We start from the raw sequence: 16,760 nt of genomic DNA on the forward strand, positions 1-16,760 counted from the left end.
ACACCTCGACATGCGCCTCCCGCACCCCCGCCCCCGGCTCGATGCCGAGTTCCTCGATCAGGCGGTTGCGCAGGTCGCGGTGGACGGCCAGGGCCTCGGACTGGCGGCCGGTGCGGTGGAGGGCCAGCATCAGCTGGCGGTGGTAGCCCTCCCGGAGCGGATGGTCGGCGACCAGCGCGGCCAACTCCGGTACCAGTGCGCCGAGTCGGGGGCCGCCGAGGGCGAGCTCCGCGTCGTAGCGCCATTCGAGGGCGAGGAGGCGGGCCTCGGTGAGGCGTTGGGCGAAGGCGTAGCCGCCGAGTTCGGCGGGGAGGCCGCTGAGCGGGGTGCCGCGCCACAGCGCGAGGGCCGCCGTGCAGGCGCGGACGGTCCGGGGCCAGTCCCGGTCGGCGTGCGCGGCGCGGGCCGCGGTGACGTGGGATTCGAAGACGTGGACGTCCAACTCGCCCTCGTCGACGCGGAGTTGGTAGCCCGGCGGGACGGCGCGCAGCCGGTCCGGGTCGTCGAGGAGGCGGCGCAGCCGGGTGACGTGGTTGTGCAGGGAGGCGTGCGCGGAGGCCGGCGGCGAGCCGCCCCACAGGGCGTCCTTGAGGGCGTCGACGGAGACGACCCGGCCCGGTTCGAGGAGCAGCGCGGCGAGCAGGACGCGCACCTTGGTGCCGCCGATGGGCTGCACGAGGTCGCCGTCACGGCCGTAGAGGACAGTCGTGCCCAGCAGTCCGAACCGCAGCTCGCACCGCATCACACCGACCCGTCGCCCTTCCGCGCGGCCCTGTCGGCCGTGCTCCGCGGCGGATTTCTCCGCCGTCCCTGGCGGATTTCCGCCCTGTGTCCGGCGGTTTCCCGCCAGTCCGGCCCGGTCGCAGAGGGCCGGGATCCGCTACCGTACCCGTCCTCTCCCGCTGCCGCGCGGCGACTTCAGGCCATCCGTCCCCGGAGCATCGGGCGCACCGTTGGCCACATGTTAGCGATTCGTTGGCGCGACCTGATGTGATCACTTCATCGGATCTGGCCCGACGGTGCGCGCGTACGACGCGCAACTCGGGGGAGTGTCGCCGTCGTGGCCGGGTCCGGGGACGCGAGAGGGCCCCGGTCGACGGAGGTGATCGACCGGGGTCCTCGTCCCTTACGTCCGAGGTACCTCGACCCTTACATCTGGGGCACTACGGGTCGGTCAGACGACCGGCGGGCGGCCCAGGCGCGTCAGCCGCCACACCGTCCGCCAGCGCATGGCCCGCCGCTCCCCAGCCGGTTCGCGCACCCCCTCCACGAACCCGCCGAACCAGGCCCGCAGCCCGCCGAGCGACCGCGTCCGTACGAGGGTGAGCAGCGTCCAGACGCCCAGGTGCACCGGGATCAGCGCGAGCGGCAGCCGGCGGCGGACCAGCCAGACCCGGTTGCGGGCGGTGACGCGGTAGTAGATGGCGTGCCGGGCGGGCGAGGTCTTGGGGTGCTGGAGGAGCAGCTCGGGGGCGTACAAGATGCTCCAGCCGGCGTCGGCGGCCCGCCAGGCGAGGTCGGTCTCCTCGTGCGCGAAGAAGAACTCGGCCGGCCAGTCCCCCGTCTCGGCGAGCATCGCCATGCTCAGCGCGTGGCCGCCGCCGAGGAACCCGGTGACGTAGCCGCCCTGCATCGGGTCCCCCGCGCCGACCCGCGGCACATGCCGCCGCTGGGTCTCGCCGTGCTCGTCGGCGATCCGGAACCCGACGATGCCGAGGCGGGGTTCGGCCGCGTACAGGTCCCGCACCCGGCGCAGCACGTCCGCGTCGACGAGGAGCCCGTCGTCGTCGAGTTCCACCACGACGTCCACGTCCCCGAACTCGCGCAGCCGGGCCAGACCGACGTTGCGTCCGCCGGGGCAGCCGAGGTTCTCGTCGACGTCGATGGTGGTGACCTCGCCGGGCAGCGAGAGCCGGTCGGCGAACTCGGGGAGCCGGCAGCCGTTTCCGACGATCACGATGCGGGCCGGCGGGAGATCCTGCTTGGCCACGGATTCGAGGAGCGCGTCGACCTCGGCGGGCCGGTTTCCCATGGTCACCACGGCGACGGCGATCCTCGGTTCCACCACGTCCCTCACTCCATCCGGCCATCCGGCGATGTCCGCGCCCTGACCGCGCAACACTCGCCGTTCACCAAGATGTTGCCTTATGTCGGCGGGTGGCTACGACTCAAGTTCATTTTGCGGGACCTTTGTTGTGGCTTTGCCGGTTTTCCCTCCGCCGCACGAACTTCAGCCCCGACCAGTCCTCCCCCAGCGCGGCCACCTTCACATCGACGACCCCGAGGGGGAGGAAGAGATCACGGAGGCCGTTCTCGGTGATGTCGCTGACATGGCCCGCGGCCTTGCGCGGCCAGGCGATCCACAGCATGGCGGTGTCGTCGAGACCGAGGACGAGTTCCATCCCCTCCGCGTCCAGTTCCTTCCACGCCCGGTAGAAGGCGACGGTGACATCCGCGTCGCGCGTCCCGCCGTCGGCGACCTCGCAGTCCTCGGGCAGCCCGGGGATGTCCCACCCGTCGGGCGCGTGCCGCAGCCGGACCCGGTGCCCCGGCTTGACGCCGATCTTCTTGGCGAGCGGGGTGGCGGAGTAACCTCCGGCCCCCGCAGGTGAGTTGACCATGTGACCTGACCTCCGTACCGCAACGGTCCCTGTTCTTCTGCTTCTTCTCTTCTACGGCAACGGCGCCCCGCCTCGGCCGAGACGGGGCGCCATGCCTGTATACGTGACGGTCAGCCCGCGACCTCGAAGGTGGCGGCCTTGGACACGAACGCCGTGCCGCCGTCCTTGGCCGTGGCCAGCGTCGAGACGTTCCAGGTGCCCTTGGGCGCGTCGGCCGCCTCCTTCTCGGTGACCTTGAAGGTGTAGGTGCAGCGCGAGGTCTCGCCCGAAGTGCTCTTGCACGTGGCCGAGTCGACGTACCGCAGGTCCGCCTTTGTCGGCGCCGGCTTCGAACTCGCGGGCCACGCGATGACCTTGAGGCCGCGGATGCCCGAGTCGTCGGTGACGTCCACGGTGTAGGTGAAGGAGCCGGCGGCACTCGCGGTCGGCGCCGTGTAGCGGGCGGAGCCGTTCGTGAGGGTCGGCTCGGTGGGCGTGGAGGCGGCCGACGCGGCGAGACCGCCGGCGACGACTCCGCCGACCGCCGCGACACCGACGAGCGAGGAGACGAGAGCGCGCTTGGACATGGACATGGGAGATCCCCCTGAGTGTGGTGTGGATGGTGCGGGAGGCGTCGGTCGACCGCTTCCCTCGATGTGATCGAGCCTAGGAGCGGGGCGGGGCACGGTCCTCCGGCTGGAGGACGGTTGCCGCCTGGAACCAGAGATAGAGAGTCCCGGGGCCGTAATCCCCCTTCAGCCTGAGCCGAGCCCCCCACCTGCGCCCATAGCCTTTGAGTGCCATGAAACGAACCGACGACCGGCTGCTCCCGGTCCTGCTGATCTGCGCCCAGGCCCTGGTGTGGCCGGTGGCTCCGCTGCTGCGCGGCACCGTGCCGACCGCGGCCGACCTGCTCGTGGCCGCCCTGGTCGCCGGACCGGTGACGGCCGCGCTCGCGCTGCGCCGCAGCCGCCCGGTTACCACGCTCGTCGTGGTCACGGCGGCCTGCGCGGTGGGCGCGGGACCGCTGCCCGTCGGCGCGATGGCGCTCTTCGGCACCGTGGGCGTCGCACTCGCCCTGTTCTCGGTGGCGGCCGAACGCGACACCTTCACCACGGTCCTGTGCGTGGTCACGCTCGCCCTCTGGCAGCTGCTGCAGAACATCAACCTGAACGGCCTCAGCGACAACAACGGCCTCGACCTCGTCCTGACCGCCCTCCTCTACGCCACCGCGTGCGGCGCGGGCATGTTCGTACGACGCACCCGTCGCGCCCGACAGGCTGCCGAACTCCTCCTGAACCGCGCCGAGACCGAACGCCACCGGCTCCCGGCGGCCGAACGCCGCCGTATGGAACGGGAGTTGCACGACGTCAGCGCCCACCACCTCACCGCCGTGGTCGTCACGGCCGGCGCCGCGCTCGGCCTGCGCGAACGCCGCCCCGAACTCGCCGCCGAGGCACTGGAGTTCGCGACCGAGACCGGCCGCGAGGTCACCCGCGCACTCGGCGCGGTACGCGCCCCGGCCCCCTCACGCGAGGAACTCCCCTCCCCCGAGGAGCGGTTGCGCGCCCTGATCGCCGGCTTCCGCCGCCTGGACCAACCCGTCGACTTCGAGATCGACCCCCTCCCCGACGGCACCGTCGCGGACGCGGCCTACGGCATCGTCCGCGAGGCCCTGACCAACGTGGCCCGCCACGCCCCGGGCGCGCGCACCACCGTGCTCTGCCGCTACGGCGACACCCGCACCGACGTCGTGATCACCAGCGCGGCCCCGCCGACCGGCGCCCCGGCCCACGGCACGGGCCTCGGCGGCGGCCGCGGCCAGGGCTTCCTCCGCTCCCGCGCCCGGGAGGCGGGCGGCACCCTGACCACCGGCCCCACGGCGGAGGGCGGCTGGGAGGTACGGGCGACGCTGCCCGGCCGCACGGCGGGCCCGGTGGAGCAATCCGTCCCACCGAGCTACCGCGTGGCCCAGGTCGTCGCCGCGTTCGGCCTGTGCGTACAGCCACTGCTGCCGATCCTGATCATCCGGGCGGAGTCGGCGCCGACCGGTAACCATGTCTCGGCGGGGGTGCTGTTCGCCTTGCTGGCGGCTGCGCAGGCGGTGGCCCTGCTGTGGCTTCGCAGGGCGCGAGTCCTCGCACAGGGTGCGTTGTTGGGCCTGGCGCTGTTGTGGCCGGTGGCGATGGAGGTGGGTGATTACACGGGCAAGGTGTTGCTGCCACCAGCACTGAGCATGTTGGCAACATGCGCCGCGCTAACGGCTTTTAAGGGGCGCGGGGCTGTGTCGATTGGCGGCTCCGCCGCGGGACGCGACAAGCCCCCACCGGCGCGCACATACCGACTACCTCAAGTGCCCTTCTTTTTCTTTCCAGTTGCAGCAACGGCCGCACACGCAACGGCGTTGACGATCGCCGTACTGCATCGCGGCACAACAATCCCCGGCTGGGCGTTGGCCTTGACATCAACTGCCGCTACTGCCTTGGTAGTTGGCGCGGCCTACTACGTCGGATCCCTGCGCGGAATACGCAACAAGGCAGCCCAGGACACCCAGACCCAACGCCTCGCCACCTGGACCGAGGAAGCCGTACGAGACGCCTGGGCGGAACGCCGCCGTATCGCCGCCGGCCTGGAAGGCACCGTGCTGGCCCGCACCGCCGACATGATCGCCGAGGCCCAGGCGGGCCGGCTCGACGCGACAGCGACCCGCGCCCGCGAGGCACTCACCGCGATGCGCGCCCTCCTGGACGCGGTCCGCGACGGCGACACGGCCGCCGAACTGACCCCACAGCCCACCCTCCAGGCCCTCGACCTGCTCGCCCACCAGTGCCGGGCCACCGGCCGCGACGTGGAGATACGCCTCACCGACCGCGTCCCGGAACGCCTCCCCACCGAGGTGGACCTCGCCGCCTACCACGTCGCCGAGACCCTCCTCGCGACCGGCGACGCCGAACCCGCCGTACTCGAACTCGACGCGGTCGACGGTACGTTGACGATCACGGCCACCGGTGTGCCGCGTGCCGCCGACCCCGCCGTACGGGACCGGTTGACGGCGCGGATCGCGCCGCTCGGCGGCACCCTGACGACCGGCCGGCCGCCGGGCACGGTCCACCTCCGGCTGCCGTTCACCGCGGTGCCGGACGACGAGGAGAGACAACGATGAGCCTCAGGGTGCTGGTCGTCGACGACCAGGGCATCGTCCGGGCGGGCTTCGCCGCCGTGATCGACGCCGAGGAGGACATGACGGTCGTGGGAGAGGCCGCGGACGGCGCGACCGCGGTGACGCTCGCCGCCGAACTGGCCCCCGACGTGGTCGTGATGGACGTACGGATGCCGGAACTCGACGGTATCGCCGCGACGAGGATCATCACCGGAAAGGAGAACGCGCCCCGAGTCCTCGTCCTGACCACCTTCGACCTGGACGCGTACGTCTTCGACGCCCTGCGCGCGGGAGCCTCCGGCTTCCTCCTCAAGGACGTGCACGCGTCCGAACTCCTGGACGGCATCAGGGTGGTGGCGAGCGGCGAGAGCGTGCTCGCGCCATCGGCGACGCGTCGCCTGATCGGCCACTACGCGTCGGGAGCGGGCACGGGATTCCACCCCGACTCGGCTTCCGACTCCCCTGGTTCCGGCCCGCGCGAACTCGAAAGCCTCACCGAGAGCCAGCGCAACGTCCTCGGTCTGCTCGCCTCCGGCCTCAACAACGCGGAGATCGCAGGGGAGTTGGGCATCACGGTCGGCACGGTCAAGTCCCATGTGAACGCCCTGCTCCGCAAACTCGGCCTGCGCGACCGCGTCCAGGCCACGATCCTCGCCTACGACCTGGGCATCACCCGCCCGAACCCGCCAGGCGCGGACCACCTCTGACGCTCTCGTCCTCCCCTCCCCTCCCCTCAGGAGCCCATTCCATGACCAGTACTGATGCCCACGCGGCCCGTTCCCCTCTGCACCGGCTGGGCCGCAACCTCCGCAACCCCTTCGCGCTCGCCTACCTCGGGCTCTGCGCGGCGCTGCTCGTCTGGGCGATCGCCGTCACCGTCCCCGCCGACTCGGACGGGGCCATGGCCGCCGTCGTCCCCCTCATGGCCACCGCCCCGGTCAGCCTCGTCCTGCTCGCGCTGCCGGGCGGCGCCGCGGTGTTGATCCTCGCGGTCGTCCTCGGCGCGCTGGTCAACGCGTCGATCATCGGCTGGTGCGCCCGCGCGCTGACCCGGGGCAACGGCCCGGACGCGACGCGCTGACCGCGCGGGGGCGGAGGCGGGGGCTCAGGCGCCGCCGTAGCCGGTCGAGTGGTCGTCCGGGTCCTCGGTCGCGTACAGGGCGGGCCCGAGACGGGCGGCCAGCGCGTCCCCCGCGATGTGGGTGACGGTCACCGTCCCGTCGTCTTTCGAGGTCAGCTCCGCGTAGTAGCCCAGGGCCATCCAGTCCATCGGCCGGTGGAAGAAGAACTCGACGGTGTCGTCCGGGTATTCGGCCCGCAACAGCGGAAGCAGGGCCTCCGGGTGGTACTCGGCCCCCTTCCCACTGAGCACCACGACGACGTGCCCCACGTCCACCCGCCACACCCGCACATGCGCGTAACCGTTCCAGTCACCCGCAGACCGCCAAGGTTCCTCGTCGCGGACCAACTCGGGCCAAACACCCTCAACTGCCATACGACACACCCCGTTTCCAGCCACAAGGGCCATCAGAACAACCATGCTCAGCCCGGCCCACACGGAACCCTCCACGGGGATGAACGCTTCTTCGCCCTGGCCCCGCAGGAGCTCTCGTCCTTGCCGTGCGACCGATGCACAAGCCGCCGGAAGATCAGCTACCAGAACGCCGACGTCGACCGCCCCTTCGTCGGAGCGCTGAGCAGCGGTTTCTGCAACTGGCGCATCGACTTCACCCATGCCGACACCGAGAACCGGACCTACCGCACATCCCGCGGCACGACACACACCGAGTGCAAGATCGCCCCCATGCGGAACAACTCTCCCCAGACGCTGCCTCGTTACGGAAAGGCGTGGGCCGAGCAGAACAGAGACCAGGATCCGGACCAGGCGTGGAGAACTCGCCGGCGCCGAGCGGGTATCGCCGCGTTCCTCTCCGGACTCGTCCTCACGCTCGCCTTCTTCGCCTTCTTCCCCGGTCTGCCGCACGTCATCGACTGGGGGGCAATCCTCGTGTCCCTCGCCGCGGGCGGACTCGCCCAATGGAGCTGCCGGTCGTGGATCAACAGAGCGGCAAGGGCGAAGTCGAAGGCGAAGGCCGAACAAATGTGACCGGCGGTCCGGCGCTCTTCCGCCCTCACCGACGAACGTGCCGACGGAAGTACTCGGTTGCGGACCAGATGGAAGTCCACGCAAGGTGGCGGCGTAGTTCGGGCCGCCTTCCCCAGCGACTTGGGGGCGCTCCTCGGCGGGCCGGCGAGGTGATGCGAAGTGGGGGGACGGAAACGTGGGCGAGGCGGAGTTGGACGGTCGGCTGAGATCGGCGGTTCGGGCGGGGGACGCCGAGGCCGTACGGGATCTGCTGGATCGGGGCGCGGATCCGGACGCGGTGGACGCCGGCGGACTGCCGGTGCTGTGCCTGGCCGTGGCGGCCTACGACGTGCCGGTGGCCGAGGTCCTGGTGGAGGGCGGTGCGGACCCCGACCGGGTGCTGCCGGACGGGACCACGCCGCTGTGGCGCGCGGTCGACGGTGGATCTCCTGCGGTCTTCACGGCGGTGCTGGGCAAGGAGCCCCGGCTGCGACTTCCGGAAGCCGATCGCGAACGGCTGCTCGCCCTGGCCCGCGGCTGGTACGAGACCGGCGCGGTCGAGGAACTGCGGCGCAGGACGGGCGCGCCCGGTCCGGCCACGACGGTCCGCGTCCAGGACGACGAGTACGACTGGGTCGATTCGGTCTCGCTCGGCGACCTGACCGTACGCGCCGGCCACGGAGCCGTCCTGACCTCGCTGGAGTGGGCCTTCCGCATCCTGACCCCCGTCGACGAACTGGTCGCCCGCGCCGTTGAGCAGCCGGACGAGGCCCATGTGACCTGGTCGACGGTCGGCTGGATCCTCACCCGGCGCCGCAGCTTCGAGACCTGGTCGGCCGTGGTGGTCCACCGCCACGACCGTGAACCGGCGCAACGCCGGTTCGTGGTGGACTACCTGCGGACGCGGGGGTTCCTCGACACCAGCCCCTACTACGAGAAGAAGGAAGCCGAACTCCTGGCCGCCTGGGCCGCCGAGGAGACGGACGCCGAGCTGCTCGCGAAAGTGCTCGACGCCTACACCGACCGCGACCATCCGGGCCAGGAAGCCATCGGCCTCCGCCACGGCGACCATCCCGACCCGCGCGTACGCCGCGAAGTGCCCTACGCCCTCGCCACGGCGGGCGCTCCCCGCACCCCGGCTGCCAGGGCCGCCCTGCTCACCCTCATGCGCGACCCGGACACCGAGGTGCGGCTCAGGGCGTGCACGGCGAGCATGCGGGACGACGACCTCCTCCCGGAGATCACCCGAGCGCTGCTCCTGCTGACCGAGGACCCGGATCCCGACCCACGGGGCGCCGCGGCGGCGGCACTGGCCGGCTCCCCGGACCGTACGCCCGCCGTGGCCGACGCCCTGGCAGGCCTGCTCGACGAGGACAACCGACTCGTACGCCTGGAGGCCGCGTACGGTCTCGCCCTGCGCGACGACCCGCGTACCGCCGAGGCGATCGAGCGGGTGGGTCCTCTCGGCGACGGCTTCGAGCACGACCACCGGGTCGACGCGCTCTGGCGGTGGAGGTGGCGGCGGCAGGAGGAGAACACGGCTGCCGAGTAGCGGACGAGGCGGAGCCGGGGACCGGTGGCGGTTCCGTCTCGGGTGGGAGGGGTCAGGTCGTGGGTGTGCCCTCGATGACGTGGTAGTCCGGCATGCCTGTGGGGACCGGCACAGCCACGGTCGACGAGAGGGTGAAGCCCGCTCCGTCCAGCAGGGCGGCGTATTCGTCCGCGGTGCGCTCCCGGCCGCCGGTGAAGACCAGGTTGTTGAGGTCCGTGAGCCCGTACGCCGCGGACTCGTCCGGGGTCAGTACCGGTGGCATGAGCGTCTCCACCAGGAGCAGGCGGTCCGTCGGGCCCATCCCCGCACGGCAGTTGCGCAGCAGCGAAGTCGCCCTGACGTCGTCCCAGTCGCGGACGATGTTGTTCAGGACGAAGACGTCGGCGCCGGCCGGTACGGGCTTGGTGAGGTCGCCCTCGACGACCTCGCACCGTTCCGCGACACCCGCCGCGCCCAGCACGGCCCTTGCCCGGTCCAGCGCGTCCGGCTGGTCGTACAGCACTCCCTGAACGCCCGGCACGGCACGGAGGATCGCCGCGATCAGGGTGCCCTCGTCACCGCCGAAGTCGGCGACCGTGCGGAACTGCGAGAAGTCGTAGACCTCGGTGACTCCGGACGCGAACTCCCGGGCCGCCTGTGCCATGCCCGCGCGCAGCTTCACCGCCCGTTCCGGGTCCCGCAGCATCGCCTCGTGCGCCGTCAGACCGGTGCCGGGGTCGAGGGCGGGCGCTCCGGTCCGTACGACGGCCGACAGGTCGCCCCAGGCGCGCCACAGTTCCGGCGCGGTGGTGAGCACGATGTCGTCCCGCTCGGAGTCCGGCACGTCCGTCCTCAGGCGGTTGCCGAGTTCCGTGAGCGAGAACCGCTCGGTGTCGAGCTGGGTGACCACGCCCAGTCCGGCGAGCGCCCTGAGCAGTCTGCGCAGCGCCGCCGGGTCCGTGCCCGTCTCCTCGGCAACGCTCCCGTAGTCTCGTGAGCCGTCCCCGAGCGCATCGGCGACACCCAACTCCGCGGCCGCGTAGAGGACTTGGGCCGGCACATAGCCGAGCGACATCTGCGACAGCGACTGTTCCATGGGGGCGGTTTCCTCTGCCCCTGCGGTGGCGGACAACCCTGTTCCCCTCAAGAGGTGTGAAGAGTGAGCGTGTTGACGCCGATCATGTCGGGCGTCGGAAAGAAGGTGGGCGGCGTGGCCGGGTCGGTCCTGAGCACCGGGAAACGGTCGAGCAGGGCGTTCAGCGCGATACGGCCCTCCAGCCGGGCCAGACCGGCGCCGATGCAGAAGTGGATGCCTCGGCCGAACCCGAAGTGCGGGTTGGGGTCCCGGGAGGGGTCGTAGGTCTCGGGGTCGGCGAACTGGCGGGGGTCCCGGTTGCCCGCGCCCAGCCACAGCATGACGATCTGGTCCTTGGGAATGAGCTGACCGCCGATCTCCACCTCGGTGCTGGTTCCCCGGGCGAGCGCCGCCGACGGGGACAGCAGCCGCAGGGCCTCCTCGATGGCACCCGGCACCAGCGACCGGTCCGCACGGACCTTCGCGGCCACCTCGGGGTAGGCGTCCAGGCACAGGACCGTGTTGCCGAGCAGCATGGTCGTGGTGATGTGCCCGGTGACCAGCAGGATGTTCGCGATGTTGACGATCTCGTTGTCGGTGAGGCGTTCGCCGTCGACCTCGGCCACAGCCAGCTGGGTGAGCAGGTCCTCGCGGGGGTTGCGGCGGCGGTCGGCGACATGTCCGGCCATGTAGTCGAGCAGGGGCCGCAGTCGCTCCGTCGCGTCGCGGACGTCCTTCTCGCCCTGTTCGCTGTCGTCGAGGAACGAGAATCCGCTGAAGCCCTCGATGATGCCGTCGGCCCACTTCTTGAAAAGATCACGGTCACTGGCGGGGACGCCGAGCAACTCGGCGATGACGATGACCGGCAGCGGATACGCCAGGTCGGCGGCGATCTCGATCTCGGGCTTGCCGTCCATCGCGTCGAGCAGTTCCCCGGTGATCGCGGTCACCCTCGATTCCATGGCCGCGACGAGTTTGGGGGTGAAGGCCCGGCTGACGAGTTGCCGGTACTTGCGGTGGTCGGGCGGGTCCATCTGCGACATGTCGCCCTCGAGGAGCGGGGCGTCGACGGAGACGGGAAGGAGATGCGCCAGGTTGGAGGTGAACGTTTCGTGGTTGTTGAGCATGTGGAGCGCCTCGGGATATCCGTAGACGTTCCAGAGCCCCTGCGCCTCGTCGAACTGCACCGGAAATTCGGGCCGTTGTCCCCGCAGCCAGAGATGGTCGGGGTGAATGTTCCACCGGTCGACGACCGTCGTCATCGTAGTTCTCCTTGTCAGGATGTTACGGATTACTGGGTGACGACGGGGAGAGCGGCCACGCCGCTGGCATCCACCACCTGCAGGAACGACGGCGGGTTCGCCGGGTCCGTGCGCAGGGTGGGCAAGCGGTCCAGCAGGATTTCCACTGCCGCTCTGCTTTCCATCCGGGCCAGTTGCCGGCCCAGGCAGAAATGGATGCCGCGGCCCAGACCGAGGTGCGCGTTGGGGGATCGCCCCGCGTCGAACATGTCCGGGTTCTCGAACTGCCGCTCGTCGCGGTTGGCCGCTCCGGTCCACACGAGCAGCATCTGGTCCTTGGGTACGGCCTGTCCGGCTATGTCCACATCGGCATTGGTCGCCCGGCCGACTCCGCAGATCGGGCTCATGTACCGCATGGACTCCTCGAGCAGCGGAGGCACCAGCGAGCGGTCCGCCCGCACACGCGCGCCCTGTTCGGGAAAGGCGTCCATGCACAGCACGGTGTTGGCGATCAACATGGCGGTGGTGAGGTGTCCGTTGACCAGCAGCCGGTTCGCGATATTGGCGATCTGGCTGTCGTTCAGCCGTTCACCGTCCACCTCCGCGTGAACGAGTTGGCTGATCAGGTCCTCACGGGGCCGCTTCCGGCTCTCGGCTGCACGCTGGTGCCAGTAGTCGCGCATCTCCCAGAGCAACTCGAGCTCGTTCTCCAGCTCTTGCTCCTGCTCCAGGACGGTCTCGGGCGACTCGAACTCCTCCGAGCCGTCGAGCATCTTGTCCATCCACTGCCGGAACAGCGCACGGTCGCTCGCCGGAACGCCCAGCAGGTCGGAGATCATGATCAGCGGCAGGGGAGCGGCGAAGTCCGCCACCAGGTCGAACTGGCTCTTCCCCTCGATGTCGTCGATCAGTTCGTGGACTATCCCGTGCACCTGCGACTCGAGTCTGGCCACGAGGTTCGGCGTGAACGCGTGGTCGACAAGGCCGCGCAGCTTGCGATGCTTCGGCGGGTCCGTGTGGCTGAAGTCGCCCTCGACTATCGACTCGTCCAGCTTGATGGGATCCAGCCGCATGGTGTCGCTGGAGAATGTCCTGGGGTCGCCGAGTATCGCAGCCGCCTCGGGATAACCATAGACATTCCACATCTGCAACTCTTCGTCGTAGTCGACAATCTTCTCCGGACGCTTCCCGCGCAGCCAGAATTGGAGAGGGTGGAAATTCCATTGATCGACGGGCGAGGTCACAGATGTGTCCTTCCGTGAAAGAGCCGTGGATGCAGCGTCATTTAAGTCTTCAAGGACGGCCTTCCCGGTGTCAAGGTTCGCCCCGGTTCTCCGCGGTTCTCCGCGGTCCTTTCCTGTCCTGGCGACAGGACAGGGTTCACGGCATGCGCCTGTTTCTGCCGAGGGCCGCAAGCGCCCTTTGTCACGGTGAAATTCCACAGTCGCGCAATCGCGCGGAAAAGATGCGAGACGGGTCAGCCGACCCTCTGCAGAGCCTTCTCCCGGCGCTCGGCCATGACCGACCCGGACTCCCGGCGCGCCATTCGGCGGAGCACGATCGGCGCGAGGACCAGGCCTAGTGCGGCCCAGGCGCCCAGCACGCCGACGGTCTCCAGATGGCGCCAGGAATCGCCGATCTCGACGACGACCGCGCTGTCCGGCAGCAGTGCCGAACGCATACCGAGCCCGAGCCAGTAGATGGGAAAGACCTGGGCGATCCACTGCACCCATTCCGGCATGGAGGTGACCGGGTAGAAGATCCCGGAGGTCCCGATCATCGCGAGGATCGGGAGCGTCATCAGTCCCTGGCTGCGCGCGCTGCTGAACACCGATCCGAGCACCGCGCCGATCGGCAGGGTGGCCACCAGGCCCAGTACCAGTACCCAGCCCAGGGTGAGCCAGGAATCCAGGCTGCCGACCGTGAGCCCGGGAACGATGAACAGTCCCGGGACGAGGAAGATCGCGAGATCGACGATCACGCCGCCGGACACCGAGATGATCTTGCCGATCAGATACGCCGGCATCCCGTTCGGGGTCGCCTTCGCCCGCAGCAGGGTCCCGTCCTCCCGCTCCGCGGTGAGCAGTTGGCTCATGGACACCATGGCCATCGCGGCGTTCATGCCGAGGATGCCGGGCAGCACCAGGGTGCCGAGTTCGAATCCGCTGTCCCCGAAGGACACGTCCCGCAGGAAGAACGTCACGATCAGCATCAGTACGGGCCAGAAGAAGTGGTTGAACAGGTCCCCGCCGTTGGTGAACGACTGTCGCAGTTCGATCCGGCCGCGGGACCAGCCCGCGCGCAGCGTTGTCTCGTTCATCGCGTCCCGCCTCCCGGTTCCCCCACCGACACCGCTTCGGTGCCCGGGTCCGCACCCGGGTCCGCACCTGGCCCCGCGTCCGGCTCCGCGTCCGGTTCGCGTTCACCGGTCTCCTGTCGGACCAGCGAGAGGTAGGTGTCCTCCAACGTGGCCTTGCGGACTTCGAGGTCCGTGATCTCCTCGCCGTACCGCCGGAACAGGTCGAAGGCGAACTTGGTCGATTCGCCGGTCGACCGCACGAAGTCCCGGCCGTCACGGGACCAGCGCACCTCGTCCTCGCCGACGATCCGCTCGGCGAGTTCCTGCGCCGTGCCGTCCGCGATGATCCGTCCACCACTGAGAATCATGATGCGGTCCGCGAGTTTCTGGGCCTCGTACAGATCGTGGGTGGTGAGCACGATCGTGGTGTCCTGCTCGTCGGCCAGGCGGTTCACCAGGTCGTGGAACTCACGCCGGGCCACAGGGTCCAGGCCGGCGGTGGGCTCGTCGAGGAAGAGCAGTTCGGGACGGCCCACGATGCCGATCGCGACATCCAGCCTGCGCCGCTGGCCGCCGGAGAGCATGCGTATCTTCTTGTCCGCCTGCGCGGCCAGGCCCACGGCGGCGATGAGTTCGTCCGGGTCCCACGGCCGCTGGATCCGGTCGGTGGAGTAGCGGGCGTAGTACATGCCGAGGTGCGCCAGCAGCTCACGCACCCGCCATCTGCCGTGGTCCCGCCACGACTGGAGCACCACACCCACCCGGGCCCGCCAGCGCTCGTCGCCGCGCGCGGGGTCGGTGCCCAGTACCTCGACCCGGCCGGCCGACCGCAGACGGAAACCCTCGAGGATCTCCAGTGTGGTGGTCTTCCCCGCCCCGTTCGGTCCGAGCAGGCACACCACCTCCCCGTGGCGCACCCGGAAACTCACGTCCCTCAGGACATCGGTCGTGCCGTAGCGCATGCGCAGACCATCGACATCGAGCACGACCCTGTCGCGCGTTGTCATAATCGATCCCTCATCTTCACGCGTGTCTCTCCGGGTGACGGGCTGGTACGGGTGGTGGCCCGGGAACACGGGGGATGTGGTTCCCGGACCACCGGGGGTCGCCGGCGGGATGCGTCCTGCATCCCGCCGGGACCCGGTCCTGTGGCAGCGGCGGCTCGGTGAGCCCGCCACCGCCGAGTTCACGGAACGTCAGGAGCGGCGGATGACGATGTCGCCGCTGTAGGTGCGGACCCGCACCTCGACGATCTCGTCGGACCGTGCCGGGCCGTCGACGACTTTCAGGGAGTTGCGGACCGCGCCGGTCAGCGTGCTCACGTCGAGCTTGGCCGCGGTGCCTTCCCGGATGCCGATCTCGATCTCGGCGGACGAGGCCGTGACCACGACCGAGCCGCGGGCGACCTCGCCGAGCCGGATACTGCCGTGGGCGGTCTTGGCCTCGACGCTGCCCTGCGCCCGCTCTACATGGAAATCGCCGTTCATCCCGGTCAGCCGCAGGTTGCCGGTGACGTCGCCGATCCTGGCTTCGCCCTGGTCGTTCCCGATCAGGGCCGCCCCGTCGATCTCGTCGATGTGCACGCCTCCGGAGCCGTTGACGACTCTGGCGTCGCCCACCACGCGCTCGACGCTGATCTCGCCGCGGGACGTGGTCAGTCGCAGCGGCCCGGTCTCCTCGAGCCGTACGTCACTGTGCGCGGCCTCGAACCGGCACTCGCCCAGGCGGCCCTCGCTCCGCAGCGTCACCCAGGACGAACTGCCGCGTACCTGGGAGCCCTCGGGCAGTTCGATCGTCATGTCGACCGAGCCGGCGCGACGCGACAGGCTCGGCCGGCGGAGCATGTGGGTCGGCGTCCTGATCAGCAGCTTGCCCTGCTCGTAGTCGACCTGTGCCTGCTCCGCGGCCTTGACGTCGGCGGCGTTGGAGCTGTCGGTCGGGCGGACCTCGACGACCGTGTCGGCCCGCCGGCCCGCCGTGATCGAGATGTTTCCCGTGGAGATCTCGATCCTGGCGGAGATCGGTTCGGGGGTGTCGAAAGTGGCCATGCCAGCCTTCCCTGTTGAGCCGCTTGCGTGTGCGCTACCGCACCCAGCCGACGTTGTGCTGGTCGCCCGATGGTGGACGAGGTTCGGAGCGACCGGCGCCATTGAGGGTGGCGGCGACGGCTCGTACCAGCCAGGCATTGACCGAGAGCCCCTCCCGGCCCGCGACGTCCTCGATCCGGGCCTTGAGGTGCTCGGGCAGGCGGAAGTTGATGCGCGCCGGAGCGCCCTCGTCCTCCGCCGCCGGGATCACCGTGCCGTTCTCGACCGCACCGCCCCCGGCAGGGAGGTCCTCGGCGCCGGGGCCGGCGCTCGGTGGCGTCACCACGAAGCTCGGTTCGAGGCCCCGCAGTCGAAGGTCGACCGCTCCCGGTGCGAGATCGCGGGAGATCTCGTCCGCGGCGGTCGACAGCGCGCTCAGCAGCGTGAGCCGGACCGAAGCGTCGAGCGACGCCGCAAGGCTCTCGGCAACCCCGAGGGTCTCCTTGCCGGCGGCCTCCGCGGTGAGGAGGAACTCACCGCGGAGGCTGTCGACGTAGGGCGTCAGGTTCATAGCGCCAGAGTGGCACACTCATGGCGCCAAACGCAAGCCATTCTCAGCATGGACCATCACACGCGGACACTGTTCGCACCAGTCACCTGCCCCTTCCAGGCACCTGACCCTTGACGTGAATCAGTTGCGCCACATTGGCGCCATCGGGATCGAAGTCCGTCTCGACGTCT

Annotated in this window: 17 protein-coding genes; 5 read left to right on the forward strand and 12 right to left on the reverse strand. The window is 70.1% G+C overall.

Translation table 11 applies throughout. The features are described from left to right. The 4 genes from JHN45_RS34335 to JHN45_RS34350 all read right to left on the reverse strand — a co-directional run. The coding region (locus JHN45_RS34335) for an AfsR/SARP family transcriptional regulator (protein ID WP_201053035.1) at nt 1-742 on the reverse strand (742 nt) is incomplete at its 3' end. A gap of 432 nt (nt 743-1,174) precedes the next feature. Further along, complete coding sequence (locus tag JHN45_RS34340; RefSeq protein ID WP_200708789.1) at nt 1,175-2,068, reverse strand: glycosyltransferase family 2 protein; 894 nt, start codon at nt 2,066-2,068, stop codon at nt 1,175-1,177. Nucleotides 2,069-2,174: 106 nt separating this feature from the next. Beyond that, nucleotides 2,175-2,621: a DUF3052 domain-containing protein gene (locus JHN45_RS34345; RefSeq protein WP_201053037.1), complete on the reverse strand. Its 447-nt coding sequence runs from the start codon at nt 2,619-2,621 to the stop codon at nt 2,175-2,177. A gap of 110 nt (nt 2,622-2,731) precedes the next feature. After that, the gene (locus JHN45_RS34350) at nt 2,732-3,193 is read right to left on the reverse strand and encodes a DUF5707 domain-containing protein (RefSeq protein ID WP_201053039.1); all 462 of its coding nucleotides are present in this window, start codon (nt 3,191-3,193) and stop codon (nt 2,732-2,734) included. 209 nt (nt 3,194-3,402) lie between these two features. On the opposite strand from JHN45_RS34350, the gene JHN45_RS34355 reads away from it, so the two are divergent. Genes JHN45_RS34355 through JHN45_RS34365 form a run of 3 tightly spaced genes read left to right on the forward strand, consistent with a single transcriptional unit; the run spans nt 3,403 to nt 6,841 of the window. Further along, the gene (locus tag JHN45_RS34355; protein ID WP_201053042.1) at nt 3,403-5,763 is read left to right on the forward strand and encodes a histidine kinase; all 2,361 of its coding nucleotides are present in this window, start codon (nt 3,403-3,405) and stop codon (nt 5,761-5,763) included. Then, nucleotides 5,760-6,467, forward strand: a complete 708-nt coding sequence (locus JHN45_RS34360; RefSeq protein WP_200708793.1) for a response regulator transcription factor — start codon at nt 5,760-5,762, stop codon at nt 6,465-6,467. Before JHN45_RS34355 ends, JHN45_RS34360 begins: the two co-directional genes overlap by 4 nt. A 41-nt stretch (nt 6,468-6,508) precedes the next feature. Then, entirely contained in the window at nt 6,509-6,841 is a 333-nt protein-coding gene (locus JHN45_RS34365) for an SCO4225 family membrane protein (protein ID WP_200708794.1), read from the forward strand. 24 nt (nt 6,842-6,865) lie between these two features. Here JHN45_RS34365 and JHN45_RS34370 read toward each other — a convergent pair whose 3' ends face one another. Then, a complete protein-coding gene (locus JHN45_RS34370) occupies nt 6,866-7,255 on the reverse strand; it encodes a hypothetical protein (RefSeq protein WP_200708795.1) in 390 nt (129 codons plus the stop codon). Nucleotides 7,256-7,375: 120 nt separating this feature from the next. On the opposite strand from JHN45_RS34370, the gene JHN45_RS54505 reads away from it, so the two are divergent. Both JHN45_RS54505 and JHN45_RS34385 read left to right on the forward strand, forming a co-directional pair. After that, nucleotides 7,376-7,867 carry a hypothetical protein gene (locus JHN45_RS54505; protein WP_307783277.1) on the forward strand — a complete coding sequence of 164 codons (492 nt, stop codon included), beginning with the start codon at nt 7,376-7,378 and terminating at the stop codon, nt 7,865-7,867. 175 nt (nt 7,868-8,042) lie between these two features. Further along, the gene (locus JHN45_RS34385) at nt 8,043-9,398 is read left to right on the forward strand and encodes a HEAT repeat domain-containing protein (RefSeq protein WP_307783278.1); all 1,356 of its coding nucleotides are present in this window, start codon (nt 8,043-8,045) and stop codon (nt 9,396-9,398) included. Nucleotides 9,399-9,450: 52 nt separating this feature from the next. Here JHN45_RS34385 and JHN45_RS34390 read toward each other — a convergent pair whose 3' ends face one another. The 7 genes from JHN45_RS34390 to JHN45_RS34420 all read right to left on the reverse strand — a co-directional run bounded on the left by JHN45_RS34390 (nt 9,451) and on the right by JHN45_RS34420 (nt 16,590). Then, nucleotides 9,451-10,473, reverse strand: a complete 1,023-nt coding sequence (locus JHN45_RS34390) for a methyltransferase (protein ID WP_201053044.1) — start codon at nt 10,471-10,473, stop codon at nt 9,451-9,453. Between the two features lie 47 nt (nt 10,474-10,520). Next, complete coding sequence (locus JHN45_RS34395) at nt 10,521-11,714, reverse strand: cytochrome P450 (protein WP_200708812.1); 1,194 nt, start codon at nt 11,712-11,714, stop codon at nt 10,521-10,523. A 29-nt stretch (nt 11,715-11,743) separates the two neighbouring features. Beyond that, nucleotides 11,744-12,937 (reverse strand): cytochrome P450, encoded by a 1,194-nt coding sequence (locus JHN45_RS34400; protein ID WP_200708813.1) that lies wholly within the window; start codon nt 12,935-12,937, stop codon nt 11,744-11,746. 233 nt (nt 12,938-13,170) lie between these two features. Further along, nucleotides 13,171-14,013 carry an ABC transporter permease gene (locus JHN45_RS34405; RefSeq protein ID WP_200708814.1) on the reverse strand — a complete coding sequence of 281 codons (843 nt, stop codon included), beginning with the start codon at nt 14,011-14,013 and terminating at the stop codon, nt 13,171-13,173. After that, the gene (locus tag JHN45_RS34410; RefSeq protein WP_200708815.1) at nt 14,010-14,999 is read right to left on the reverse strand and encodes an ABC transporter ATP-binding protein; all 990 of its coding nucleotides are present in this window, start codon (nt 14,997-14,999) and stop codon (nt 14,010-14,012) included. The genes JHN45_RS34405 and JHN45_RS34410 overlap by 4 nt, the downstream gene beginning before the upstream one ends. A gap of 189 nt (nt 15,000-15,188) precedes the next feature. Then, on the reverse strand, nt 15,189-16,040 hold the full coding sequence (locus tag JHN45_RS34415; RefSeq protein ID WP_200708816.1) for a DUF4097 family beta strand repeat-containing protein: 852 nt from the start codon (nt 16,038-16,040) through the stop codon (nt 15,189-15,191). 34 nt (nt 16,041-16,074) lie between these two features. Beyond that, nucleotides 16,075-16,590 carry a hypothetical protein gene (locus JHN45_RS34420; protein WP_200708817.1) on the reverse strand — a complete coding sequence of 172 codons (516 nt, stop codon included), beginning with the start codon at nt 16,588-16,590 and terminating at the stop codon, nt 16,075-16,077. Nucleotides 16,591-16,760 lie beyond the last annotated feature (170 nt).

Source organism: Streptomyces sp. MBT53 (genome assembly GCF_016654115.1).
Lineage (GTDB): Bacteria > Actinomycetota > Actinomycetes > Streptomycetales > Streptomycetaceae > Streptomyces.